The sequence below is a fragment of the Wolbachia endosymbiont (group A) of Chalcis sispes genome (assembly GCF_964026765.1).
GTDB classification, from domain to species: domain Bacteria; phylum Pseudomonadota; class Alphaproteobacteria; order Rickettsiales; family Anaplasmataceae; genus Wolbachia; species Wolbachia pipientis.
On record NZ_OZ034697.1, the window covers coordinates 567,494 to 591,169 of the forward strand.

31 protein-coding genes and 1 pseudogene are annotated in these 23,676 nt (G+C 34.5%); 26 read left to right on the top strand and 6 right to left on the bottom strand.

Annotation, left to right across the window (positions count from 1 at the left end):
• Positions 1 to 8 precede the first annotated feature (8 nt).
• The 24 genes from rplP to AAGD72_RS02990 all read left to right on the top strand — a co-directional run bounded on the left by rplP (position 9) and on the right by AAGD72_RS02990 (position 14,131).
• Positions 9 to 422: a 50S ribosomal protein L16 gene (gene rplP, locus AAGD72_RS02875; protein ID WP_010962752.1), complete on the top strand. Its 414-nt coding sequence runs from the start codon at positions 9 to 11 to the stop codon at positions 420 to 422.
• An 11-nt stretch (positions 423 to 433) separates the two neighbouring features.
• The gene (gene rpmC / locus AAGD72_RS02880; RefSeq protein ID WP_006279350.1) at positions 434 to 637 is read left to right on the top strand and encodes a 50S ribosomal protein L29; all 204 of its coding nucleotides are present in this window, start codon (positions 434 to 436) and stop codon (positions 635 to 637) included.
• Positions 630 to 866 carry a 30S ribosomal protein S17 gene (rpsQ, locus tag AAGD72_RS02885; protein ID WP_007549925.1) on the top strand — a complete coding sequence of 79 codons (237 nt, stop codon included), beginning with the start codon at positions 630 to 632 and terminating at the stop codon, positions 864 to 866. Before rpmC ends, rpsQ begins: the two co-directional genes overlap by 8 nt.
• A gap of 13 nt (positions 867 to 879) precedes the next feature.
• On the top strand, positions 880 to 1,239 hold the full coding sequence (rplN, locus tag AAGD72_RS02890) for a 50S ribosomal protein L14 (RefSeq protein ID WP_006279348.1): 360 nt from the start codon (positions 880 to 882) through the stop codon (positions 1,237 to 1,239).
• On the top strand, positions 1,239 to 1,556 hold the full coding sequence (gene rplX, locus AAGD72_RS02895; RefSeq protein WP_410529948.1) for a 50S ribosomal protein L24: 318 nt from the start codon (positions 1,239 to 1,241) through the stop codon (positions 1,554 to 1,556). The genes rplN and rplX overlap by 1 nt, the downstream gene beginning before the upstream one ends.
• 6 nt (positions 1,557 to 1,562) lie before the next feature.
• Positions 1,563 to 2,096 carry a 50S ribosomal protein L5 gene (gene rplE, locus AAGD72_RS02900; RefSeq protein ID WP_010962750.1) on the top strand — a complete coding sequence of 178 codons (534 nt, stop codon included), beginning with the start codon at positions 1,563 to 1,565 and terminating at the stop codon, positions 2,094 to 2,096.
• A 16-nt stretch (positions 2,097 to 2,112) separates the two neighbouring features.
• Positions 2,113 to 2,421: a 30S ribosomal protein S14 gene (gene rpsN, locus AAGD72_RS02905; RefSeq protein WP_006279345.1), complete on the top strand. Its 309-nt coding sequence runs from the start codon at positions 2,113 to 2,115 to the stop codon at positions 2,419 to 2,421.
• A gap of 21 nt (positions 2,422 to 2,442) precedes the next feature.
• Positions 2,443 to 2,838, top strand: a complete 396-nt coding sequence (gene rpsH / locus AAGD72_RS02910; protein WP_007551150.1) for a 30S ribosomal protein S8 — start codon at positions 2,443 to 2,445, stop codon at positions 2,836 to 2,838.
• A 16-nt stretch (positions 2,839 to 2,854) separates the two neighbouring features.
• Positions 2,855 to 3,400 (top strand): 50S ribosomal protein L6, encoded by a 546-nt coding sequence (gene rplF / locus AAGD72_RS02915; protein WP_007551152.1) that lies wholly within the window; start codon positions 2,855 to 2,857, stop codon positions 3,398 to 3,400.
• 5 nt (positions 3,401 to 3,405) lie between these two features.
• Positions 3,406 to 3,777, top strand: coding sequence for a 50S ribosomal protein L18 (rplR, locus tag AAGD72_RS02920; protein ID WP_006279867.1), 372 nt, complete (start codon positions 3,406 to 3,408; stop codon positions 3,775 to 3,777).
• 12 nt (positions 3,778 to 3,789) lie between these two features.
• Positions 3,790 to 4,302 carry a 30S ribosomal protein S5 gene (gene rpsE / locus AAGD72_RS02925; RefSeq protein ID WP_010962748.1) on the top strand — a complete coding sequence of 171 codons (513 nt, stop codon included), beginning with the start codon at positions 3,790 to 3,792 and terminating at the stop codon, positions 4,300 to 4,302.
• 3 nt (positions 4,303 to 4,305) lie between these two features.
• Positions 4,306 to 4,776: a 50S ribosomal protein L15 gene (gene rplO / locus AAGD72_RS02930; protein ID WP_006279863.1), complete on the top strand. Its 471-nt coding sequence runs from the start codon at positions 4,306 to 4,308 to the stop codon at positions 4,774 to 4,776.
• Positions 4,777 to 4,779: 3 nt separating this feature from the next.
• Positions 4,780 to 6,108: a preprotein translocase subunit SecY gene (secY, locus tag AAGD72_RS02935; protein ID WP_010962747.1), complete on the top strand. Its 1,329-nt coding sequence runs from the start codon at positions 4,780 to 4,782 to the stop codon at positions 6,106 to 6,108.
• A complete protein-coding gene (locus AAGD72_RS02940) occupies positions 6,105 to 6,746 on the top strand; it encodes an adenylate kinase family protein (RefSeq protein WP_007550178.1) in 642 nt (213 codons plus the stop codon). Before secY ends, AAGD72_RS02940 begins: the two co-directional genes overlap by 4 nt.
• A gap of 59 nt (positions 6,747 to 6,805) precedes the next feature.
• A complete protein-coding gene (gene rpsM / locus AAGD72_RS02945; protein ID WP_010962745.1) occupies positions 6,806 to 7,174 on the top strand; it encodes a 30S ribosomal protein S13 in 369 nt (122 codons plus the stop codon).
• 24 nt (positions 7,175 to 7,198) lie between these two features.
• Entirely contained in the window at positions 7,199 to 7,585 is a 387-nt protein-coding gene (gene rpsK, locus AAGD72_RS02950) for a 30S ribosomal protein S11 (protein ID WP_015589137.1), read from the top strand.
• Positions 7,586 to 7,606: 21 nt separating this feature from the next.
• Positions 7,607 to 8,674 (top strand): DNA-directed RNA polymerase subunit alpha, encoded by a 1,068-nt coding sequence (locus AAGD72_RS02955; RefSeq protein WP_012673178.1) that lies wholly within the window; start codon positions 7,607 to 7,609, stop codon positions 8,672 to 8,674.
• Positions 8,675 to 8,681: 7 nt separating this feature from the next.
• Positions 8,682 to 9,110: a 50S ribosomal protein L17 gene (rplQ, locus tag AAGD72_RS02960; RefSeq protein ID WP_007550873.1), complete on the top strand. Its 429-nt coding sequence runs from the start codon at positions 8,682 to 8,684 to the stop codon at positions 9,108 to 9,110.
• 23 nt (positions 9,111 to 9,133) lie between these two features.
• Complete coding sequence (locus AAGD72_RS02965; RefSeq protein ID WP_012673177.1) at positions 9,134 to 9,484, top strand: YraN family protein; 351 nt, start codon at positions 9,134 to 9,136, stop codon at positions 9,482 to 9,484.
• A 41-nt stretch (positions 9,485 to 9,525) separates the two neighbouring features.
• Entirely contained in the window at positions 9,526 to 10,086 is a 561-nt protein-coding gene (atpH, locus tag AAGD72_RS02970) for an ATP synthase F1 subunit delta (RefSeq protein ID WP_007550302.1), read from the top strand.
• Positions 10,083 to 11,624 carry a F0F1 ATP synthase subunit alpha gene (gene atpA, locus AAGD72_RS02975; RefSeq protein WP_341815080.1) on the top strand — a complete coding sequence of 514 codons (1,542 nt, stop codon included), beginning with the start codon at positions 10,083 to 10,085 and terminating at the stop codon, positions 11,622 to 11,624. Before atpH ends, atpA begins: the two co-directional genes overlap by 4 nt.
• A gap of 9 nt (positions 11,625 to 11,633) precedes the next feature.
• Entirely contained in the window at positions 11,634 to 12,128 is a 495-nt protein-coding gene (gene greA, locus AAGD72_RS02980; protein WP_007549342.1) for a transcription elongation factor GreA, read from the top strand.
• Positions 12,129 to 12,134: 6 nt separating this feature from the next.
• Positions 12,135 to 12,779, top strand: a complete 645-nt coding sequence (ribB, locus tag AAGD72_RS02985) for a 3,4-dihydroxy-2-butanone-4-phosphate synthase (protein WP_007549343.1) — start codon at positions 12,135 to 12,137, stop codon at positions 12,777 to 12,779.
• A gap of 71 nt (positions 12,780 to 12,850) precedes the next feature.
• On the top strand, positions 12,851 to 14,131 hold the full coding sequence (locus AAGD72_RS02990; RefSeq protein ID WP_341815081.1) for a M48 family metalloprotease: 1,281 nt from the start codon (positions 12,851 to 12,853) through the stop codon (positions 14,129 to 14,131).
• Positions 14,132 to 14,158: 27 nt separating this feature from the next.
• Here the strand turns inward: AAGD72_RS02990 and AAGD72_RS02995 are convergent, their stop codons facing one another.
• A complete protein-coding gene (locus AAGD72_RS02995) occupies positions 14,159 to 14,494 on the bottom strand; it encodes a TrbC/VirB2 family protein (RefSeq protein ID WP_151807567.1) in 336 nt (111 codons plus the stop codon).
• 95 nt (positions 14,495 to 14,589) lie between these two features.
• Complete coding sequence (fabG, locus tag AAGD72_RS03000; protein WP_264718835.1) at positions 14,590 to 15,324, bottom strand: 3-oxoacyl-[acyl-carrier-protein] reductase; 735 nt, start codon at positions 15,322 to 15,324, stop codon at positions 14,590 to 14,592.
• A gap of 266 nt (positions 15,325 to 15,590) precedes the next feature.
• On the opposite strand from fabG, the gene AAGD72_RS03005 reads away from it, so the two are divergent.
• On the top strand, positions 15,591 to 17,111 hold the full coding sequence (locus tag AAGD72_RS03005) for an HlyD family type I secretion periplasmic adaptor subunit (RefSeq protein WP_007549478.1): 1,521 nt from the start codon (positions 15,591 to 15,593) through the stop codon (positions 17,109 to 17,111).
• 142 nt (positions 17,112 to 17,253) lie between these two features.
• Positions 17,254 to 17,547: a transposase gene (locus AAGD72_RS03010; RefSeq protein ID WP_209473078.1), complete on the top strand. Its 294-nt coding sequence runs from the start codon at positions 17,254 to 17,256 to the stop codon at positions 17,545 to 17,547.
• Between the two features lie 97 nt (positions 17,548 to 17,644).
• Here AAGD72_RS03010 and AAGD72_RS03015 read toward each other — a convergent pair.
• From AAGD72_RS03015 to AAGD72_RS03030, 4 genes and pseudogenes are all read right to left on the bottom strand, one after another.
• Positions 17,645 to 18,504, bottom strand: a protein-coding gene (locus AAGD72_RS03015; protein ID WP_341815082.1) for an IS630 family transposase whose coding sequence is annotated in 2 segments (ribosomal slippage) — positions 17,645 to 18,180 and positions 18,180 to 18,504 — 861 coding nt in all. Because the reading frame shifts where the segments join, the coding sequence is not laid out codon by codon here.
• Positions 18,505 to 18,567: 63 nt separating this feature from the next.
• A pseudogene (locus AAGD72_RS03020) lies at positions 18,568 to 19,107 on the bottom strand (reverse transcriptase/maturase family protein); the annotation flags it as partial.
• 615 nt (positions 19,108 to 19,722) lie between these two features.
• On the bottom strand, positions 19,723 to 21,051 hold the full coding sequence (locus AAGD72_RS03025; RefSeq protein ID WP_341815116.1) for an IS4-like element ISWosp9 family transposase: 1,329 nt from the start codon (positions 21,049 to 21,051) through the stop codon (positions 19,723 to 19,725).
• A gap of 125 nt (positions 21,052 to 21,176) precedes the next feature.
• Positions 21,177 to 23,618: an ankyrin repeat domain-containing protein gene (locus AAGD72_RS03030; RefSeq protein ID WP_341815084.1), complete on the bottom strand. Its 2,442-nt coding sequence runs from the start codon at positions 23,616 to 23,618 to the stop codon at positions 21,177 to 21,179.
• Positions 23,619 to 23,676: the final 58 nt, after the last annotated feature.

A 23,676-nucleotide genomic window follows, 5' to 3' on the forward strand; every position in this document is an offset into this window, starting at 1 on the left:
ATATTGAAATGTTTATTCCTAAAAAAAGTAAATATAAAAAAGTATTTAAAGGACGAATTAAGGGTAACACGAAAGGTGGTAGCACATTATCTTTTGGAGATTATGGTCTAAAGGCTATGGAAGCAGGTAGGATTCAATCTAAGCATATTGAAACTGCAAGGCGTGTAATATCTAGAACATTAAAACGCTCTGGTAAAGTGTGGATAAGAATTTTTCCTGATACCCCTGTTAGTAAAAAGCCGGCGGATGTGCGTATGGGTAAAGGGAAAGGTAGTGTTGAGTTTTGGGTATTTAAAGCTAAGCCCGGTAGAATGTTGTTTGAAATTAGCAGTGATGTTCCCATGCATTTAGCAAGATTGGCGCTTGAAAAGGCAACTGCTAAGCTTCCTATGAAGTGTAAATTTGTATCTAATCATAATTAAATGGAGTTGCAATGGATATAGCTGACATTGAATCGAGGTCCTCGCAAGAATTGCATGAAATTCTTGTGAATTTGAGAAAAGAGTTTGTTAATTTGGTTTTTCAAAAGAAGCTGGGCCAGTGCAACAATATTTCGCGTTTTAGCTTAATAAGAAAGAGCATAGCTCGTATTTTAACTACATTAAATAAAAGAAGAAGAGAGGAAAAGAATGCCTAAAAAGGTTTTTTGTGGTACTGTAACTAAGGCTAAGTGTGATAAGACTGTAAAGGTTTCGGTATTACAAGTGTATAAGGATGAGCTGTATAAAAAGGTTATAAAAAAATACAAGAAGTATACAGCACATGATGAGAATAATAGTTGTAAAGAAGGGGACAAGGTTTTAATACAAGAACACAAGCCTATTTCTACTACTAAAAAATGGGTTATTGTTAATAGCTCACATTGAATAGGATATTTATATGATTCAAAAAAATACATTGTTGGAAGTAGCTGATAATTCTGGCGCGCGTGCAGTGCTTTGTATTGGTTTATTGGGTGGTAGAAAGTCTGCATCTATAGGTGACACAGTTATTGTATCTACTAAATCTATTACTCCAAGAGGGAAAGTTGAGAAGGGAAAAGTATATAGAGCAGTTGTGGTGAGGGTGAAAAGCCCTATTAGAAAATCTGATGGTTCTGTAATTCGTTTTTCTAGCAATGCTGTAGTTTTGATTAACGATCAAGGTGAACCACTTGGCACTCGGGTGTTTGGTCCGGTAAAAAAGTTATCATCTGGTTCTTTTATGAAGATAATGTCATTAGCTGTTGAGGTTTTATAATGAGTGCTAAAATAAAAAGTGGTGACGACGTTATAGTTTTAACTGGTAAAGATAAGAGAAAAATTGGTAAGGTAATCAAAGTTATAGCACGTGATGCTAAAAAGAAAGTAATTGTTTCTGGAGTGAATGTGCATAAGAGACATACTAAACCAAAAGCTGGTAGTAGTGGTGGTATATTAAATAAAGAGTTAGCTATTGATATATCCAACGTTGCAACATTGGACCCTAAATATAAAACTCCAACTAGAGTGGGGTTTAAGGTTATAGACGGTAGAAAAGTGCGTTTTGCAAAAGTTTCTGGAGAAGTGATAGATTAGGTTGATATGTTTAAAGAATTGTATAAAGATAGCATAGTAAAGTCCTTGAAGGATAAGTTTAATTACGGCAATATAATGCAAGTGCCTAAACTTGTCAAGGTGTGTATCAATATGGGCGTTGGAGATGCTGCTACAGATAGTAAAGCAATAAATGAACCACTTGATAGCCTATATTTGATTGCTGGGCAGAAGCCTTTATCAACTTTTGCAAAAAAATCTATTTCTGGCTTCAAGATCAGAAAAGGTGCTACAGTAGGTTGCAAAGTAACTTTGCGTAGAGATAAAATGTATGAGTTTTTAGAAAGATTGATATATATTGCTTTGCCAAGGGAAAAAGATTTTAGAGGATTTAGTGTGAAGCAATTTGACGGTAATGGTAATTTTTCCTTTGGTATAAAGGAACATATCTCGTTTTTAGAAATAGACTATGATAAAATAAGTAAAATTAGAGGTATGGATATTAATATTATAACAAGTGCAGTTAGTGATAAGGAAGCAAAGGAATTATTACTGGCTCTTAAATTTCCTTTTTTTGATTAATTGAGAGGAGAAATATATGGCAAAAAAATCTATGATAGAAAGAAATCTTCGCAGAATAAAGTTGTGCGATCAATATAAAGAAAAAAGAGAAAAATTGAAATCTATAATAAATAATAAGAATTTGTCTATTGTAGAAAGGTTTACAGCTCAAAATAAATTAATTAAAAAATTGCCTAGAAATTCTTCTAAAACCAAAATTAGAAATAGGTGTGCTTTAACTGGGAGACCAAGAGGAGTATATAGAAAATTTGGTTTATGTAGAATTGTTTTGCGTGATTTATGTTCTTTTGGGCAAATTCCAGGAGTTACAAAGTCTAGTTGGTAAATATAATATAAGGAGTATATTGTGGCGTTATCTGATAGTATTGGTGATTTTTTAACAAGGATACGTAATGCTCAATTGGCAATGCATAGGGCAACAAGGGTACTATTTTCTAAGATGAATTCTTCTATATTGGAGATTTTAAAAGAGGAAGGGTATATCCTTGATTATGAAAAGCAAGTTGTAGATAATTTACCTTCTTTCATTGTAAAATTGAAGTATTATGAGAAGTCACCTGTAATTAGTGACATAGTGAGGGTGTCAAAGCCTGGTTGTCGTCGTTATTCTAAGTATAAGGACATTTCTAAAGCATATAATGGTCTTGGTATTTTTATTATATCGACACCCAAAGGAGTGATGACTGATTATAATGCACATAAGTTAAAGGTTGGTGGAGAAGTTTTGTGTCGTGTGTTTTAAATAATAGGAGAAATTCATGTCTCGTATAGGTGCTGCTCCTATCAATATTCCTGCTGGTGTTTCAGTTGAATATAATAATGGTAGTATGTTAATAAAGAGTGCTAAGGCTGAAAAGGAAGTTAGCTTGATCAGGGATGTTGTGTGTCAGATTATTGATAATCAGCTATTGCTTTCTGTTGATCAAGATAAAGATAATTATGATAAAATAAAGCCTATGTGGGGCACTTATAGGAGTAATATTAATAATATTATTAACGGCATGGTTGATGGTTTTTCTGTTAATCTTGAGATTAACGGTGTGGGATATAAGGCAGAGTGTGATGGTAAGTATTTGACTTTATATCTTGGTTATAGCCATAATGTTAAATATAAAGTGCCTAAAGATGTTGAGATTAAGTGCATAAAGCCAACTCACTTAGTAGTTAGTGGTATGGATAAGCAGAAGGTCTATATGGTGGCGTCTGATATATGCAAAATTAGAAAATATGATCCTTATAAAGGTAAGGGTGTTGTAATAAAAGGCAAATTTATGCTGCGTAAGGTTGTAAGTAAAAAGAAGTAATAAAAATGAAAAGATCGTATAATTTTTTAAGTAATTCTGAAAAAAGGAAGTTACGTAATAGAGCGAAGCTTGACAAGAGCGCTGAACGTTTACGTATATCCATATTTAAATCTAATAGGCATTTTTATGTCCAGTTAATTAATGATGTAAAAGGAATAACTCTCACTTCAGCTTCTACTTTGGATGCTAAAATTAAGGATGTATGTAAAGGGAAAGTCAACGCTGAAACTATAAAACAGGTTTCTTCTTTAATGGTTGAGCGTCTGTCTGGCATGAAATTAGAGCAGCAGCTTACGTTTGATCGTGGAGCGTATAAATACACAGGATTAGTTTCTCAATTTGCTGAGGCTTTAAGAAGTTCTGGATTTGAATTTTAGAAGGTTTTGAATATGGCTATAAAGAATTTACAAAATAATAATGATTTATCAGAGCTTTTAGTTTCGGTACGAAGAGTGACAACGGTTACCAAAGGTGGTAGAAGATTTTCATTTTCAATTTTGGTTGTTGTTGGCGATGAGAAGGGTAGGGTAGGGTGTGGAATAGGTAAGCACGCAGAAGTTGCTGAAGCAAGAGTCAAAGCTGTAAATGCTGCAAAGAAATCAATGATTAGAGTGTACTTGCGTGAAGGTAGAACTTTGCATCATGATATTAAAGCTAAATTTTGTTCTGGTGAGATAGTTTTAAGAACCGCAAGAGCCGGAACAGGTATTATTGCTGGTGGAGCGATTAGATCAGTTTTTGAGGTGTTAGGTATAAAGGATGTGGTAGCTAAATCCACTAGATCAAATAATCCTCATAACGTTATATGTGCGGTGTTTAAGGCTTTTGATAGTATGTTATCTCCTCGTCAGGTAGCAAGCAAAAGAGGCAAAAAGATTAGCGAGATAGTTGGAAACAGGTAAAGTATGAATAATGCTGTAAAATTAAACTCTATATTTACTAAATTATCTAAGAAAAAGAAGCCTAAGTTGCTGGGTAGAGGTATCGGTTGTGGTAAAGGTAAAACATCCGGTAGAGGGCATAAAGGGCAGAAGGCTAGAAGTGGAGTTTCTATAAATGGTTTTGAGGGTGGACAACAGTCTATATATACTCGTTTGCCTAAAAGAGGTTTTAAGCCTATACGTAGGAGCATATACTCTATAATTAATGTTGGCGATATACAGCGCTTAATGGAAGCTAAAAAAATAGTGAAAGACTCTGTTATAGATAAGGAGAGGCTGTATAAATTAGGTTTTATAAAGTCTATTAAGGATAAAATTAAACTTCTTAATAAAGGTAAGTTGAGCGAAAAATTTGTGTTTCATGTTGATTTTGCGTCAGAAGCTGCAAAAAAATCTGTAGCTTCAGTTGGTGGTAGTGTGGAAATACTATCGTAAGTCATGGGCAATAAATCAGCATTTAATAGCTTGGATCCTACGTTGTTATATAAAGGCGATTTATTAAAGCGTATATTTTTTACGCTAATAGCTTTAATTTGCTATCGCTTGGGTACTTATGTGCCTATTCCTGGAATTAATCTTGATGTAATTAATGATATATTTCCCAAAGATGGCTCAGGCGTTTTTGGAGTATTTAATTTATTTTCTGGTGGTGCATTGGCTAGAATGACAATTCTAGCATTGAACGTTATGCCATATATAATGGCTTCTATCATTATTCAGTTACTTTCTTCTGCGATTAAAGGAATGAAGGAAGTTAAGAATGATGGAGAGTCAGGCCGTAGAAAGATGAATTCTTATATACGCTATCTGACCATAGTAATTTGTGTATTTCAATCAATTCCAATTTTGGTTGGATTGGAAGGGATGAATAGGGAAGGGGTATTGGTTGTAATCGAACCTGGTGTTATGTTTCGTACAATAGGTGTTTTCAGCCTTTTAGGTGGAACTATGCTTTTAATATGGCTTGGTGAACGAATCAGCGCTAGCGGTATAGGCAATGGTATCTCATTAATCATTTTCACGGGTATAATATCAGAGTTACACAGCGCTTTGTCATCTTTGTTAACGTTAAATAAAAACGGTAGCGTATCGTTATTTATTATCCTTTTTGTTTTGGTATTGTTTTTTTTGCTGCTACTCTTAGTCATTTTTGTAGAGTCTTCTTATAGAAAGGTTATTGTTCAACATCCTAAAAAGCAATTTAAAAGATTACATAATGACGATTTTACTTATATTCCATTGAAGATTAATTTATCTGGTGTAGTACCAACCATTTTTGCTAATGCAATTTTATTGACACCTATTTCAATTGCAAATTTCTATAAGGGGCACGCTTTTTCTGATTTTATTTTGAATTACTTTATGGCAAATAAAGTAGTATATATTGTAGCCTATTTGGTGCTGATAGTATTTTTTAATTTTTTCTATACCAATTTTATATTTAATCCAGAGGAAAACGCAGATTTTCTTAAAAAAAATGGTGGTTTTATACCTGGTAGAAGGCCTGGGAAACATACTTCTGATTACCTTCAAGATATAGTTTTTAAGTTGACATTCATTGGCTCTGCGTATTTGGTAGTCATATGTACTGTACCTGAAGTTATGAGATATTATTATGATATACCATTTATTTTTGGTGGGACGAGCTTACTGATTATAGTGAACGTTATTACTGATACTATTATGCAAATACAATCTTATATTTTTTCAAATAGGTACGACAACTGGATAAAGAAATATGAGTCTAAAACGAGGAAAGTAAGATGATCATTACGATTTTTGGTCCTCCAGGTTCTGGTAAAGGTACTCAGTCAAGCTTGTTAATAGCAAAATATAATTTAAAATTAATTTCAGTAGGGGATTTATTAAGGAATATTATATCTAGCAGTAGTGAGTTAGGTAAAAAAATAAAGGGTACCGTGGAATCTGGTAATTTAATTCAAGATGAAATTATATGTGGATTATTACGTGACCAGCTTGCATTAGTGGATGATAATTGCTTATTAGATGGTTTTCCGAGAAATTTAAACCAGGCTCATTTTTTGACTCAAGTTTTGCAAGAAAAATATAATAGGGATGTTGACATTGTAGTTGAGCTGCAGCTTGACGATAATATTGCAATCGATAGGTTAAAAAATCGTCTCGCGTGTTTGGACTGTAAAAGCATATATAGTGTATCTTCTTTTAAGAGTACTACTTGTGCTAAATGTAAAAGTACGAGGTTAGAGAAAAGAATTGATGATGCTGATATGTCTGCAATTAATAAGAGAATAAGTGAATATCACCTTCAAATGAAAGGTTTACGCGAGTATTATAAAGGCAAATTATTAACAATTGACGCTAATTTGAGTGTTGATGAGGTAACGCAAGAGATTGAAAGTAAAATTTCTTGTAATTTGGTTTGACTCTGAGTTGTTTTATGGTATAAATTAAGAGTTGTTATTAATAAAGTATCGAGGTACCAGTGGCACGTATTGCAGGCATAAATATTCCAGTGAGGAAATGTGTTCCTTTTGCATTAACTTATATATATGGTATAGGTATTGCTACTGCGAATGTAATTTGTCACGCTTGCGAAGTTGATAAGCGCAAACGTGTTTCAGAATTACGAGATGAAGATATAGAAAAGATCAGCGGTTTCATTAGACAAAATTATGTTATAGAAGGTGAGCTCAGAAAAGAAGTGGCTATGAACATAAAATCTTTAGTGGAAATGGGATGCTATAGAGGGGTGAGACATAGAAAAGGTTTACCTGTGAGAGGGCAAAGGACTCATACTAATGCTAAGACTCGTAAAGGTAGATCTCGGTTGCCTATTGCTGGGAAAAAATAAAATTTATTATTATTGTGAGTTTTAATGAAAAAAGTCAAAACGGTTAGTAAGAGTAAGAAGGAGTTTATTACTGGTGTTGTCCATATTCGTGCAACTTTTAATAATACTTTTGTAAATGTAACTGATGTTCATGGTAATACGCTATGTCAAACTTCTGTGGGTGCATGTGGTTTTTCAGGTTCGAGAAAATCCACACCTTATGCTGCAGGTAAGGCTGCGGAGTCTGCTGCGAAGAACGCAATGGAGAGATTTGGTATGAAGGTTGTCTCTGTAATAATTCGCGGTCCTGGCTTTGGTACCGAAGCTGCGGTTAAAGCACTTCAGAGCTGTGGGTTGACTGTGACTTCAATTGCAGATAAAACCGCAATTCCTCATAATGGGTGCAGGTTAAGAAAAAAAAGAAGAGTATAGGATATTTGAAAAGGTTGTTTTATGTATTATAATAATGATGTTTCTCTCTGTAGCAATTTAGATAAATTGATTAAACCTAGTTCAGTTAAGGTAATATCAGATGATTCAAGTGAAAAAAGTGATATAGTGCTAGAACCGTTGGAAAGTGGTTTTGCTTTAACATTAGGTAATGCATTAAGACGTGTAATGTTATCTTCTCTTAAAGGTAGTGCTGTTTATGGAATAAAAATTGAAGGTGTAACTCATGAGTTCACTTCAATTCAAGGGGTGAGAGAAGACGTAACTGATATAGTATTAAATATGGGTATGTTGAGGTGTAAATTAAATGGTGCTTCTAATAAATGCTTAAATTTAAACGCTAAAGGGCCTTGCCAGGTATTAGCTGGGATGATAGAAACTGATGATCAATGCTCTATTGTTAATAAAGATTTGTTAATATGTACGCTGGGGCAAAATGTGGAGCTTAACATGACCATATATGTGGCTAGCGGAAAAGGTTATCTTCCTGTAACTAAATATAAAGAAAATGAACTTTTGAAGCTTATGAGTGAACAGGATTTAATTGGTTTTATTCCAGTTAATGCTTTGTATAGCCCTGTCAACAGGGTTTCGTACAGGGTAGAGAACAGTCGTGTTGGCCAAGTGACTGATAAGGATAAGCTGATATTGTCAATTGAAACTGATGGTACAATTTCTCCGAGTCAAGCTGTTGACTCTGCTGCAAGAATATTACAGGAGCAACTTCAGCCCTTTATTAGTTCTGATGTAAGTTATAAAAAATCGCAGGTTTCTTCGTCTAGTGGTGCTAAAGATTTGGGTTATGACCCTGTCTTATTGCGTAAGGTAGATGAAATGGAATTATCTGTCAGGTCTCATAACTGTCTGAAAAACGAAAACATCACTTATATAGGTGATCTTGTGCAAAAGACAGAAGGTGAAATGTTAAGAACTGCTAATTTTGGCAGAAAGTCTTTGAATGAGATTAAGGCAGTTTTGACTAATTTTGGCTTGTCTTTGGGTATGAATGTGCTAAACTGGCCACCTAAGGATATAGATGAGTTGGCTAAACAACATACTGATGAAGATTAGGTGATATATGAAACATGGAATAAAAAAACGTAAACTATCTCGTTGTACTGAACATAGATTATCGACGTTAAAGAATCTATCTATCTCATTAATTAACCATGAGCAGATTGTAACTACTTTACCAAAAGCTAAGGAACTTCGTCCATATGTCGAAAAGTTTATTACAATTGCTAAGAATAAGAATACTTTACATGGTAGAAGACTTTTGCTTTCACGCCTTCATAATAGTAAGTTAGCAGTTGATAAGTTATTAAACGTCTTAGCCAGCCGTTATCAAGATCGTAAAGGTGGGTATTCTAGAATAATAAAATTTAGCACTCGAAAGGGTGATTGCGCTTCAATGGCAGTGATAGAACTGGTTGATAGGGATATTGCAGCAAGAGGTAAGGTTTATAGTAAAAATAAAGAAGGAGGCAAAGTAGTTACACAAAGTTAATTGTTATCATAATTGTTCTTCTTGTGGTAAGTAGGTTACGCTACTTTGTAGGTTACTTTGGCGAGTTATTAGTTTTAGTATATTTAAAACTGAAATGGTATAATGTTATAAAACGCCGTTACCGTTGTAAGTTCGGTGAAATTGACTTAATTGTATCTAAAAAAAAGGAGCTGATTTTTATAGAAGTTAAAACAAGTTTACTTGGAAAAGAAATACCGATATCTCATCTTCAATGTCAGTCTATTATAAATTCTTCTAAGTATTTCTTAAGTAAAAACCTTAGTTTTTTAGATTATTCAGTCAGATATGATTTATATTTTCTTTCCTTAAAGAGAAGACCTGTTTATATAAAAAATGCTTGGATTGAAGAATGAAAGATTTGTAGCTGAATTAATTTAGATTTACTGGATTTAATATGAAAAAGACCCAATACAATAATTTAGTTTCATCTTACGCTAGAGTGCTATTTCATGTCTCAGGAAGCAGGTTAGGTATTATAAGGGAAGAAGTAGAATTTTTGTTGGCTTTTTTTAAGGATCAACGTGATGTTTTTGTGTACCTATCTCATCCTATGATTTCTTTTGCACACAAAAAAGAAGTGATGCTTTCTATAAATGAGCACTTGAGTGAGAATTTAGTAAAATTTATTATGGTTATATTTGCAAATAAACGCTCTAGTTTATTGATCCTTATATTAGAAAAATTCTTAAGTCTTGCAAGAGAAAATGAAAATGAATTCGAAATTACTATAAAGTCAGCAGAAACTTTAAAGGAATCTGATATAAAAATAATTACTGAATCTTTGAGCTTTCTTGGTAAAATAATAAAAGTAAGCAATGTGGTTGACCCTTCTATACTAGGTGGCTTCGTAGTTAGGTATGGTTTTAATTTGATCGATGCTTCGCTAAAAAGTTACTTGGATAGGTTAGTTGACTTAAGTAAAATGGAAATATTAAAAGTAAGGAATTTTGTATGAAGAACAGTATGAATGTTTCTGAGATAGCAAGTATAATAAGAGAAAAGGTTGAGAGGTTTGATAATCCTATAAAGCGGGAAAATATAGGTGAAGTAATTTCAGTAACAGATGGTATCGCATTGGTTTATGGGCTGGAAAAAGCAAAATTCGGTGAAAAGGTATTTTTTGCAAGTGGTGTAGAAGGAATAGTTCTCGATTTAGATCATGATACGGCTGGAATAGTTGTGCTTGGTAATGACCGTGATGTGAAAGAAGGGGACGTTGTAAAATGTAGTGGTGATGTTGTGCAGGTGCCTGTAGGGCATGAATTGTTAGGGAGAGTTGTAAATGCGTTGGGCCATCCTATGGACGACGGTGGGGAAATTAGAGCCAAAAACAGAATGGATATAGAATCTAAAGCGCCAGGCATTATTGATCGTAAGTCTGTGCATGAGCCACTGCAAACAGGAATTAAAATTATAGATTTGCTAATTCCAATAGGTAGAGGGCAGCGTGAATTAATTATTGGTGATAGACAAATTGGTAAAACTACTATTGCGCTTGATACTATTATCAATCAGAAGAAGATTAACGATGAGGTAAACGAAAATCAAAAAGTTTACTGTGTTTATGTTGCTATTGGGCAAAAAATTTCAACAGTAGCAAAAGTGGTAAATAAGCTGAAAGAAAGCGGAGCATTAGAGTATACAACTGTAGTTGTGGCTAGTGCATCTGACTGCGCGCCTATGCAATTTTTAGCACCTTATGCTGGTTGCACTATTGGGGAATTTTTCCGTGACAATGGAATGCATTGTTTGATTATATATGATGATTTATCTAAGCATGCTGTGGCATATAGGCAGATGTCTTTATTGCTCAGACGTCCTCCTGGTCGTGAAGCTTACCCTGGAGATATATTCTATGTACATTCTCGCTTGCTTGAAAGAGCTGCTAAAATGTCTGATAAAAAAGGGCAGGGTTCTTTAACTGCTTTGCCAATTGTCGAAACTCAAGCTGGTGATGTATCTGCATATGTGCCAACAAATGTTATTTCAATTACCGATGGGCAGATCTTTCTTGAGTCTGAATTATTTTATAAAGGATTTCGACCTGCAGTAAATATAGGTTTGTCAGTTTCACGGGTTGGTTCTGCTGCACAACTAAAGTCTGTGAAGAAAGTTGCTGGTTCTATAAAGCTAAGCTTAGCTCAGTATAGAGAATTAGAAGATTTTGCAAAATTTGGTTCTGATCTTGATGCTAGTGTTCAATTATCCTTGAATAAGGGTAAATATCTTGTCGAGTTATTAAAGCAAAAACAACATTTACCTATGTCAATAGAAGAGCAAGTAGTGCTGATGTATATTTTTTCTAACCTATATAATCAGTTAAGTAAAATACAAATAAGTTACATTAATAAATTTGAACATGATCTTATTAATTATTTTCATACTGTACACCCTGGGGTTTTAAAAAAGTTGTCAAATGACATGAGTGATGATATAAAAGGTGATATTTTTAACATTGTGAGTAATTTCGTTACTCAATTTAATTGCGTTTAGGTGGTGATTATGGCTTCATCCATTATTAATAAATTTCCTATGACGAGGGAAGGTTTTGAGAATATGCAAGCCGAACTTGAAAAATTAAAGGAAGAAAAACCTTCTGTGATACAGGCTATTTCTGATGCTCGTGATCAAGGTGATTTGTCTGAAAACGCAGAGTATCATGCAGCACGGGAAAGGTTAGGTTTTATTGAAGGCCGTATAATGGAGATAGAAAGTAAGCTCTCACATGCGGAAGTAATAGAAGTAAAAAATTTGTCTGGTGATTCAGTAATGTTTGGTGCAACTGTGACATTAAGCATGTTAAGTGATAATAACGGTGAAGTGGAATATGTTTATAAGGTTGTAGGCGAATATGAAGCTGATGTTTCAAAGCAGTTAATATCTACTAGTTCACCACTTGGGAGTGCCTTAATCGGCAAAAAAGTCGGTGAATATGTGGAAGTGACAGTGCCAAATGGAGAGAAATTGTATAAAATAGTTAAGATTGAATTTAAGTAAATTATTATGGTACAGGCCACTTATGCTTCAATGAGTCTACCCGGTATTTCTTCTGTGGAAGATGTATTAGAGGATGCTCGTTCCGGTAAATTATTCATTTTAGTTGATGATGAAAATAGAGAAAATGAAGGCGATTTGATTGTCTTAGCTGAGAAAATAAAGCCGGAACATATGGCTTTTATGGTTAGGTACGGTACAGGGGTTGTTTGCTTAGCAATGACTAAATTTCACATGAAAAGGTTGGGCCTTAATTTCATGGAAAAGAAAAATATTGGTGAAAATCATACCGCATTTACTACATCAATTGATGCACGTTATGGCATTACAACCGGTGTTTCAGCAGAGGATAGAACGAAAACTATACATGCTGCTATCAACAAGGATGGTACTCAGGATGACATCATAACTCCAGGTCATGTTTTTCCTGTAATTGCACATAAAGGTGGGGTGGCACAACGTGCTGGTCATACTGAAGCGAGTGTTGAAATGGCGAAGTTAGTAGGGTTTGATCATTCAGCAGTTATTTGTGAATTAGTGAATGATGATGGCTCTATGATGCGCTTACCTCAGTTACTTAAATTTGCTGAACAACATAAAATTAAGTTAACTACCATCGACAAACTTATCAGTTACGTTAAAAATTTAAACTAGCGTTTATAAATTTGTATAATTTAAGTGTTAAAATATAGAATTTCTATAAATTATACAAGCACAGAATTTTCATGTTTAGAGTTGCTAAGTTTTTGACCTTATTGTTCTTTCTTGCATATTATAATAATGCTTACTCTATTAACATTATTAGAGATAGTGAGGTGGAAGCAATAGTGAAAGAGCTAGCGCAACCTTTATTTTCTGCTGCAGATATTGATCATGATCAAGTGAAAGTTTTTGTAATTAATGACAGTTCGATTAATGCTTTTGTAATTAACAATAACAGTATCTTCATTCATTTAGGGCTTTTACGATATTCGGCTAAACCTTATGTCTTGCTTGGTATATTAGCACATGAGATTGCTCACATATCTGCTGGTCATATATTGCAAATGAGTAGTGCTATGGGTTATTTTCAATCGATAGCAATGATTAGTTATATGGTAGGATTAGTTTCTAGTATTATCATTAACCCTCAGGTTGCTGGTGCAATTTTGCTTAGTGGTGTAGCGTTTAGTTCAAGGCTATTTTTTAACTATTCTCAAGAGCAAGAAAGTGTAGCAGATAGCTATGCTTTAAGGTATCTTGATGAATCTGGCTATGATAATTCAGGTATGAAAGAGATTTTTGATTATTTTAAAAGTATTGAGCATGAGAACACCGAGGAATATTTCCGCACTCACCCACTTAGTGAGAAACGTATATTTGCTGTACAAAATTATAAGGTTAAAAACAACGTAAAACCAATTTTTGCGGATAAGTTACTAAAGTTTGAGCGTGTGGTTGCCAAGCTAGACTCTTTCTTTGCTCCTATTCATGTGTTATCTAATAAATATGAAAATAATTCTGAGTATGTAAATGCTATAGTTTGCTATAGGCAAGGAAAGATAGAAGAGGCTATTGCTAAAATGAATTCATTGATTCAAGAGTCACGCAATGACCCATACCTATATGAATTAAAAGCAGAAATGCTATACAAAGCTGGAAACTTAAGTGAAGCAATAAAAATGTATGAAGAATCGCTTAGGTATTTATCTGAGAAAAACAGTTATTTAGTGAAACTTGCATTATCTCATACTTTATTATTACACGGTGATGCAAAAAAGGCGATTTTTTACCTGGAGCAGATTTTGAATGTAGAACCAAATAACGCTTTTGTCTGGAAATATTTAAGCATTGCATATAAATGTGACGCTGATACGGCAATGCATTATTTTGCTTTGACAAAAAAGGCTTGTATTGAAGGTAATTCAAAGCAATTTATGAAATACGCTGAGTTAGCTGTTAAAACTCTACCAAAGAATAGCCCTTACTTGTTGCAAATTGAAGATATGAAGCAATTTAATGGGTAACAAAAAAGCATTTCTGCACTTTTTGGGTTATTTTTGTCCACACTTTTCCAACATAGTTTTTGCTTCATCGCTTACGTTGGGCATAATTTTCGTTATGATAGTTTTAGCGCCAAAAAATACAGCACAAAACACGCCTAGAGCAAAAAGAGCAGGCCAAGGCATCCTGCCAAATATTGCAAGCAAAGCTGCACCAATTATTACTACCGTCATAAGTGGACCGCCTATCCCCCAAACATAACCAATAATATTGCATATTACTTTAGTTGTGTCATCCATATCAACACCAGGGTTATCTGCATAACCTGAGAAAGAGAAAAGCAATACTACACAAAAAATACCAAAAAATTCTATTATAGAGCTCATTTTTTTGCCTCTAAATAATAAATTAACGTAAACCTAAACCTACACATATTTTTATTTTAAAGTAAAAATTATAATTTGTCCATACATAAGTGTTGCTACATAAATAACCCACCATTAATGTTAAGCACATGCCCTGTTATATATTTTGCTTCATCACTTGCTAAAAATAAGACCCCTGCTGCTATTTCTTCCCCTGTTCCCATTCTTTTCATTGGAATATTATCTAATATTTTTCCCTTTTGTCCTTCATTTAAAACTTCAGTCATTTTAGTATCTATAAATCCAGGAGCAATACAATTTACTGTTATATTACGACTTGCAACTTCTTTTGCTATAGATTTGCTCATAGCTATTATTCCAGCTTTAGACGCCGCATAATTTGCTTGCCCGGCGTTTCCTGTCAGCCCTATTATTGAGGAAATATTTATAATTCTTCCCCAATTGTTCTTAATTAGTCTCTTACATGCTTCTCTACTCAGCTTAAATGTAGAACTCAAGTTAATATCAATTACTTTTTGCCATATTTCATCTGTCATTCTCAGTAATAAACTGTCTCGCGTAATGCCCGCATTGCATACAAGCCCGTCAAAGCCTTCCATCAACTCACTTGCTCTATTTATTAGTTGATTTACTTCCTCAGCATTTGATAAGTCACAAGGGAGTATGTGTATGTTTTTTTCATATTGTTTAGCAACTTCTTCGAGCACTTCTTTTTTTGTGCCAGAAATACATAAAGTTGCTCCAGCTTTGTGCATAATTTTTACAATTGCTTGCCCTATTCCGCCTGATGCGCCAGTGATCAGGAACTTTCTGCTTTCCAATCCAAACATAATAACTTTATATTATCTTAATTCCTAACAGAATATCGACTGGTTGGCAATAGATTTCTTACATAATATAAGTAACTCAGATATTCACAAAATAAAGGAAAAGTTATAATAAAGTTAAACGTCAAAAAATTTTAAAAACATAATTGATGCAGGAATTGTTACTAAATAGTTTATTCTGGTGCTCTACAGTCTAAATGGAATGCTTAAATTATAGATTCTTTGTTTTTGTGTGTTATCTTGAGTTAACACAAATTCACAGTAGTATTATGATAAGTAAGTTAAAAAAGCTTAGCGCTGGATTTTCTTTGACAGGCTTGATTGGCCATGGTGATAATATAAATATGCAAGGAGCAAAAAATAAAAAGAAGAAGTACCCAAAATTTTTGGATAAGACGTTTGCATTGATTGATGCAGTGATAAATTTTATTTTAAAACGCGAAAGTAATAACGTAAATGAAGTCCTGAAAGTAACATGGGGACCACTATTTTTTGGTCTGGTAGTAATACTCATCTTTTTTGGGATAGGTGGTATTTGGTCGGCTATAGCTCCAATTGACGGTGCGGTGCATGCAAGTGGAGAAGTTATTGTATCTTCAAATAGGAAAATAGTTCAACACTTGGGTGGAGGAATAATAAGCAAAATTTTAGTAAAAGAGAGCCAAGCGGTTAAAAAAGATGAGCCTTTAGTTTTATTAAGTGATGTTAACGAGAAGGCGAATTTAAGTATCATCAAAGAGAAGCTCTTATCATTTTTAGCAACAGAAGCAAGGCTTCTTGCAATCAGAGTAGATTTGGACACACTAGAATTTTCTGATGAGGTTAAAAAATTATCTAACGATGAACTTGTAAATAAAGTGATAAAGAATCAAGTAAAGTTGTTCAACTCTCAGAGAAAGAGCATATTGGGAAAAACAGACATACTGCAACAACGTATAAAGCAGTTAAATGATGAATTAGCGGGGCTAAACTTTCAACTAAATGCAGCTCATAAGCAATATGACTTGATAACTGAGGAGTTGGAAACAAAAAGACAATTACTTGATAGTGGCCATATAAGCAAACCACATATTTTAGCTTTAGAAAAACAGTTTGCTGAAATTGAAGGCAGAGTTGGACATTACCGTTCTGCAATATCTCAAGTGCAGCAAAAAATTGGAGAGAACGAATTAGAAATTATAAACGTAAAAAATGATTCTCAAGAAAGAGCAAACGCTGAACTTAAGGAAGTTAGTACGTCTATTGCAGACTTGAAAGAGAGGCTGATGGTTGCTGAAGATTCATTGGCACGTACAATAATTAAATCGCCTCAAGATGGGATAGTTACAGATATAAGATACCATACTGAAGGTGGTGTTATACAATCTGGAGTTCCGATCATGAGCGTAGTGCCATCGGATGATGACCTAATAATAGATGCTAAAATTCAGACCAGAAACATAGAAGAGGTACTGTCAGCACAAAAGAAAGATAGCAACATAGTCTCTATTGATGGGCTAGAAGGGCTAAAGGTTAAAGTCCGGTTAAGTGCTTACAGTGCACGTCGTTTAAGTTTAATTAGTGGTATAGTAAGCCATATTTCTCCTGACGCTCTTGATGATCCAAGACTAGGGCGTTATTATTCAGTGCGCGTAGTGATACCAAAGTCAGAGCTTGCTCAATTTAAAAATGTATACCTATACCCTGGTATGCCAGCAGAAGTGTACATAGTTACTCAATCTCGTACTCTTTTATCATTCTTGTTTACGCCTATAATTGCAACAGTCGATAGGTCTTTTATAGAAAGGTAGCTCACTCGTTAAAGTAGTAGTGAAAGTGCCGTAATAAAATTTAGGTACATAATTAGACAATAGGCTTCTTGACCTTACCCAGAAAAAGTGGAGAGAAAGAAAGGAGTTTTTTCGGGTAAAATAAAATTTTGGAGGATTAGAAATGGCAAGAGAATATACGGCAGAATTCAAATTGGAAGCTGTTAAGCTGGCAAATGAACAAAGAAAGGCAGGTCAAACAATTACAAAAATAGCAAAGGATTTAGGAATAAAGGGTGGTTTATTAGGAAAATGGATAAAGAAACACAACGAAAAAAAGTCGGCAGCAGATGCATTTCCAGGTAGAGGTAACATGGCTCCTTACGACAAAGAGAGGTTTGATTTACAAAGAGAGTTAGCAAGAGTAACAAGGGAAAGAGACATTTTAAAAAAAGCCCTGGCCAGTCAAAAAGAGTAAAATATTTTTTTATATAGTAACTGCTATAAAGTACAGGAATTATGTAGGATTTTCTGCTAGTGGCTACTATAGCATTTCTCATAATAGTCCGAACAGGTCATAGGAAGGCAGAATCAACAGCACGACGAAAGGATTCGAATAGAGGAATGTTTTTCCTGGCTCTGTTTTTTATAGCAAACCAATGATGCTCAATTTTGTTGAAATCTGGAGAATAAGGCGGCAGATACAAAATTTCTGCACCAACCCCTTTAGCAAGCTCGATAATCTTATCAGACTTATGAAAAGTAGCATTGTCAAGAATGACAGTCTGTCCAGGTTCCAAGATCGGTGTCAAAAATTGCTCAAACCATCCATTAAAAACATCCATATTACAGTGGCCTTCAAAGGTTAACGGAACAACTATCTTTCTTCCACTTAAGGCTGCAACCATACTGATTCGTTGAGTTTTCTTTCCAGATTTTAAGGCATAAAACTGCTGTCCTTTCTGGCAATATCCGTAGGGGTAGTCTTCGGTGTTATCAATGCCAGACTCATCTATATACACTAAGTTTTTAGGTTCTTTTGTCGCTATAATTTTCAAAAATTCAGCACGTTTTTCTTCGTTTCTTTCCTTGTATCCATATGTCTTTTTTTGCGCGTAAATCCAATTTTTTTAAGGGCTCGATAGATCGTTTGGATACTAACGTTGTTCCAAAGTTTAGCCATTTCCGATAGAGTCTTTCCTCCGTGTTCTCTGGCAAATTTGGCAAAGGTACCCCAGTCGGTAATTTTGTGATTGTAACCCCCATTTCCAAGTTTTTTTGATTGAAAGTCTCCTGTTTCTTTTCTTCTTTGCTGCCACTCCCATAAAGTAGTTCGTCCAATCTTAAATCTTGCTGCCACTGTTTCTCTGCTTTCTCCTTCGTCTAGCGCTTCCATTGCTTTTTTTCTTAAATCATAACTATATGCTGCTGGCATTCAACCTCCTTATCATCATCTACCCTTATCCTATCACATCCAGACTTTTATGGAAAGAGCTATATCTTGGAAGCTTTCACTCAGTATTTTCAACAACATAGTATGATCAATTGAGTCATAACATGCACTGAGATCTCCCTCTATAAACCATTTTGTACCTCTGCCTTTTTGCATTACTGCTCTTAATGCAGTGTGGCATCCACGCTTTGGTCGAAATCCATGTGAACATTCACTAAATTTAGGCTCATAGTAGGCTTCCAATATTAATCGAATTACTTCTTGAAGTAACTTATTTGACCATGTTGGCAACCCTAACGGCCTGCGTTTACCACTCTTCTTTAAAACATAGATACGTTTTACTGGTGTCCACCGATATCGCTCATAGCGTAAACCCTCTATGATTTTATCGATCTTTTCCAAAGACATACCATCAACTGTTTCAACTGTCACACCTTCTGTCATAGCACCTTTATTACGACAAAGTTTGCCATACGCCCGAAGGTAAAGATCACGCTGATAGAGTAGGCGATATACGTTTTTAACCGGCAAATTTCTTTGTCCACGTTCACGTATAATGTTAAGTATTGTTTCAGCTTTCCGCATCTTGCGTACCTCCCAATTTCAACATTCAATTATCTGTCACCCTTTGCCCTGTATGTGGCTTTCCCACACTCCCCGGTGATTCGTTACTTTCACGACTACTACGATGACTCCGTAACCATAGAACTCGCGTTCCTTAGGTCATCCCATGTTCCGTCACTAAGAACTGTTCTAGATCAACTTAGGTTTTCTATTCATCCTCTTAAATAAGTTCACTACTTATCGTTCTACAGCCAGAATGTCACACAAACGAAAGTTTAATTTGTGCTTACTGTAGACATGGGGTTTTAAATGTGATACCCATGGATGTGAAATCCCACCCCTGAAGATTAGAATTCAAGCAGTTTAGCTTTAACCATATTGATCAGGTGTTGCAAGCCGTTACCTTACACATCTTCAGATAACTCTCGCTTTACATACATGCTCTTGTCCTCCTTCCCTTTCGGGTTAAAGTTAGTTGTTCACCTCGAGGCCATTTATTCTGAACCCCGCTTAGCTCCGCTAAGTATTTCTTAATGCGTACCACGGCGCACCCTCTCGACTCACACAGCTCCCATTATTCAGCCTTTTGTCCCAAACCTAATGTCCAGTGGGGGAGTGTTAAATAAACCATACGCGTCAAGTTAAGGAATGTAGAGAGCTTAAAGTAGATACCCTGGTCTTCCTATATCTGTCTTTCAAAGAAAACTTTGACCAGATTATAGTAAGCTTTTTTAGAAAAATTTTTAAATTATTGACAATATTGTTTAATATCAAAAAGAGCTCTCTAACCCGCCTTTTCAATTCAATAAATGCCTTTGTTAAACTGAGCTCCGTGTTCTTTTTTAGTTTTACACAGCCAATCATTCCGTGAAATACGAGAATAGCACATAATTTTGCGTATAGCTCGCACAATACTCTAAATGGATTTGTCTTTCCTTTTAGTTTATCAAGATTGATATGACTTTTATATAGTTTAAATAGTAATTCGATTTGCCATCTTACTCTATAAACCGTCAATATTTGTTCAGCATTAATTTTACTCTCTGGAACATTAGTTATAAATATTGACCAATCTAATAACTTTTGATTCTTTTGAGAAGATATATATCCATGTGACTTTGCTAATTTATTAGCCTTTCTTCTTCTAGCCATAGACTGTTCTTCAGTTAGCTTTTGACATATAATTCTTACCTTAATTTTTACTTCCTTTCCTAATAATACTTCTTTTTCTGAAGATAATTGACCTTCTAAATACTCCAATAGCTCTATTTTTTGATTTGTTTCTATATCATATATATTGGTATCAGACTTATAACGACTAACAAAATATGCACCTGCTTCATCAATCTGTTTAAAAGAACTAGGCACAAAGTAGCCCAAGTCAAATATTAGCAAATCATTGGCTGGTAAACCGTTCAGATAATCCCTATAACCTTGATCCGACCTTATTCCTTCCATAAAATTTAACTTATCTAGCGCTTGATTCAGGTAATCAAAGACTAACTGTAGCTTTATTCCTGATTTGGTATTATTCTCACAATCTCTATAGCTACTGCCATATCCTTTGTACATATCTTCCATGCTACTGGGCAGGCTAATGTAGCTGCTATCCAATAATTTAACGCTTCCAAATTGCTGTAAAATTTTGCAATCAATCTGTAGACTTTTTTTAAATAAACACAAAGCTTCGTTATACATTTTTTTCATGAACTCAACTGCTTCTTCACTAAACCTAAAATCTAAACCCTGTTTTGTAATTTCTATCGAGTCTTCATTTAGCAATTGGCACATTGTTTCTATGCTGCAATCATCAACTCCTATGTTACCAAAAACCATAGCTTTTATGAATGATGAGCCATTAAGTTTTCTCTTTCTTTTTATAAAACCTACTGCAATTGATATTTCGTCTGCTTTTTCATTAAAGAATTCATTGAGGTCTTTTGATAAGCAAGCTATTCTGTCCATTGTAAGTTCTCTCATTCATATATCCAAGAGAATTTATACCTTATTATTTTCCTTCACTCTATCAACTTTACTTACACTTTTCCTTAACTTGACGCGTATGGTTTATTTAACACTCCCTCACTTCATTATAGAGAACGGCCTACTGTTTCTTCAAGACTTGAAGCTTTTCTCATTTTTTCGCGCTTTGCCCAAGGGCCCACTTTTGTTGCATCAGATTGACTAATTGTTTCAGAACGAATCAACTCTCCAGATCTAGTAAAAAAACCTCGTTCAATAGCATCACGTACTGAACACCCACCAAGCAAACATTTTTCCCCTATTCGTTCCTCACAATTCTGTAATTTTTTCCACTTTTCTTGATCTTCTACTTCTACCTTTATTAGATTTTGCTTATCAGGGTATAATCTCACTTCCAACTCTCCCAAGCCAGTATCGAAAGTCAATACTATATTACTACCATCTGCTAGGCCTACATAATTCCTTATAGCGTTTTCCGTTATAATTTCTACCTCACTCTTACCTATCTTTATTATATTTCTTCCGTATTGTACACCTTCCTGAGTGATACCTAAACCCCTTGCTCCATTTGTAATCTTTGCAACATCTACTTTACTATCCTGTGAATATTCAAGACAGAGAGTAGAGTTGTCGATTTTTACGTCTCTTACCTTACCACTTGTTGCGCTTTGAACGATTGTTATGAAATCTAAAGCACGATTCTCATAATCTGCATAAGCGTTTTTCATATTAGCTTTGTGGCTTTCAAACTCTTCCAGTTCGTCAATTACATATATACTGCTTATGTTGTACAAAATTGCCCCTTTTGATATCAATTGACATACTATACCACTAGCAACCTCTATATTCCTTGAACCTTCGGAACTCTTTCTTAATTCACTAATCTTTCTTATCACAAAATCTGTAAAACTATATTCCTTTTCATATACCTTTCCGTATATACTACCCTGGTTAGGAAAGTTCAGCCTTACCCCAAGTTCTATAGCTTCGTTTACAACGCGTTTTAACTCATCTATATCTTTGGATTTATTTACCCTACCCAAAAATATTTTCAACTTTTCCGACTGATCTAATATTAAATCATCCCATAGAGTTCTAAGCTTAGGCAAACGTTTTTTGTCCTTCCACTCTTCGTAATCAATCGCTCCTGCTTCTAGCAGCAACTTTTTTGCTTCTTTGAAATGAGTTTCATTACCATAACAAGCCTCCCTAATCTTTTGAAAAACTCGAGACTTTCCTTCGCAATCACGAAGATTGAGAATCTCTTTAAGACCTTCATTTCCTTTGTGCTGATTGAAAAACTTTCTTAGTCGATTAGTGTTAAAGCTATGACCGCAAATACCTTCTAAATCATTTTTTGCTTCCAATTGCTCCTGAGTTAAAAAGATCTGTTCTAAAAGATTCACTTCAAAAGGTTTTTTGTTAATAATTACAATGTCTAGAGGAGTTTTTCCTTGTCTGTCAGTTTGACCACGTGCTCCTTTTTTCAGAAGCAAAGGTATATTTAAAGTATTATAATAAGCAGCATAGTGCAAAGGTGTTTGCCCTTCACTGTTAACTATGTTAGGATCAGCACCAGATTTTAAAAGTAAAGTCATAAATGCACTAACTGCACAACCTATGTCTTTTTCCACTGCTAAATACTCCATACCTTGTATTACATGTAGTATTGTCAATTTGGATTCTCCCCTTTGAAGATTGAGAACAGCTTTTAGATCATCACCTTTGTTATCGTGTAAAAAGTCCTCAAACCTTGTAATGTCACAAAATGGAAAGTCTGTAAGAAGATTTAACAGTGCCTTATTCAAATTTTTTTGGTTATCTTTTAAATCAGGTACGTTGAAAGACCAATCAGATATTAAATTTTTGAATTTTTCCCTTTTAATAATAGAGGTCAAAGAGCTGTTATCACTAAGCAGCAACGAGTATTTAATTGACTCATACTTATCATCTACCCGCCCCTCCTTCTGTTCCACCTTTACCTCCTTTAAATACTCTGTATCATCATCTTTGATGCGTTTAACTAGATCCTTTAAAAATTCAATATCTCTGTTTTCCAGTAAAGGTAATGCCCCCTTCTTCATGAGAATCGAGACCATTTTTGTACTTCGTCCAGCTAAGTATAATGGAGTGCGCCGTTTTTCATCTAACGCATTAACATCAGCTCCATTGTTTATAAGATACTCTACTATTTTTATTTTTTGGCTCAAGACAGCATGATGTAGAGGAGTGCTTCCGTCATTATACTTCTTATTAACACTTGCTCCATTTTTTATTAGGATCTCTACCATTCTTGTGTTCCCTTGTGAGATAGCATAATATAATGGATCACGATTGTACGCATCAATTGTGTTAACATCAGCTCCTCCTTTTATAAGGGTTTCTACCATTTGTTTGTTGTTTTTTAAAACAGCAAAACTTAATTGGCACAATGTACCTGGATCTACTTGCTTTAATCTCTCTTCTATTTTACTAACTACATTACTCTTACTGAAACCAACATCAGCGTTAGCAGAATTTAATACTTCCTGCAATTTATTCAATTCCATAACTCCACCTCGGTTAAAAATACTACACACCATTTTCACACGCATGACATAAAATGCA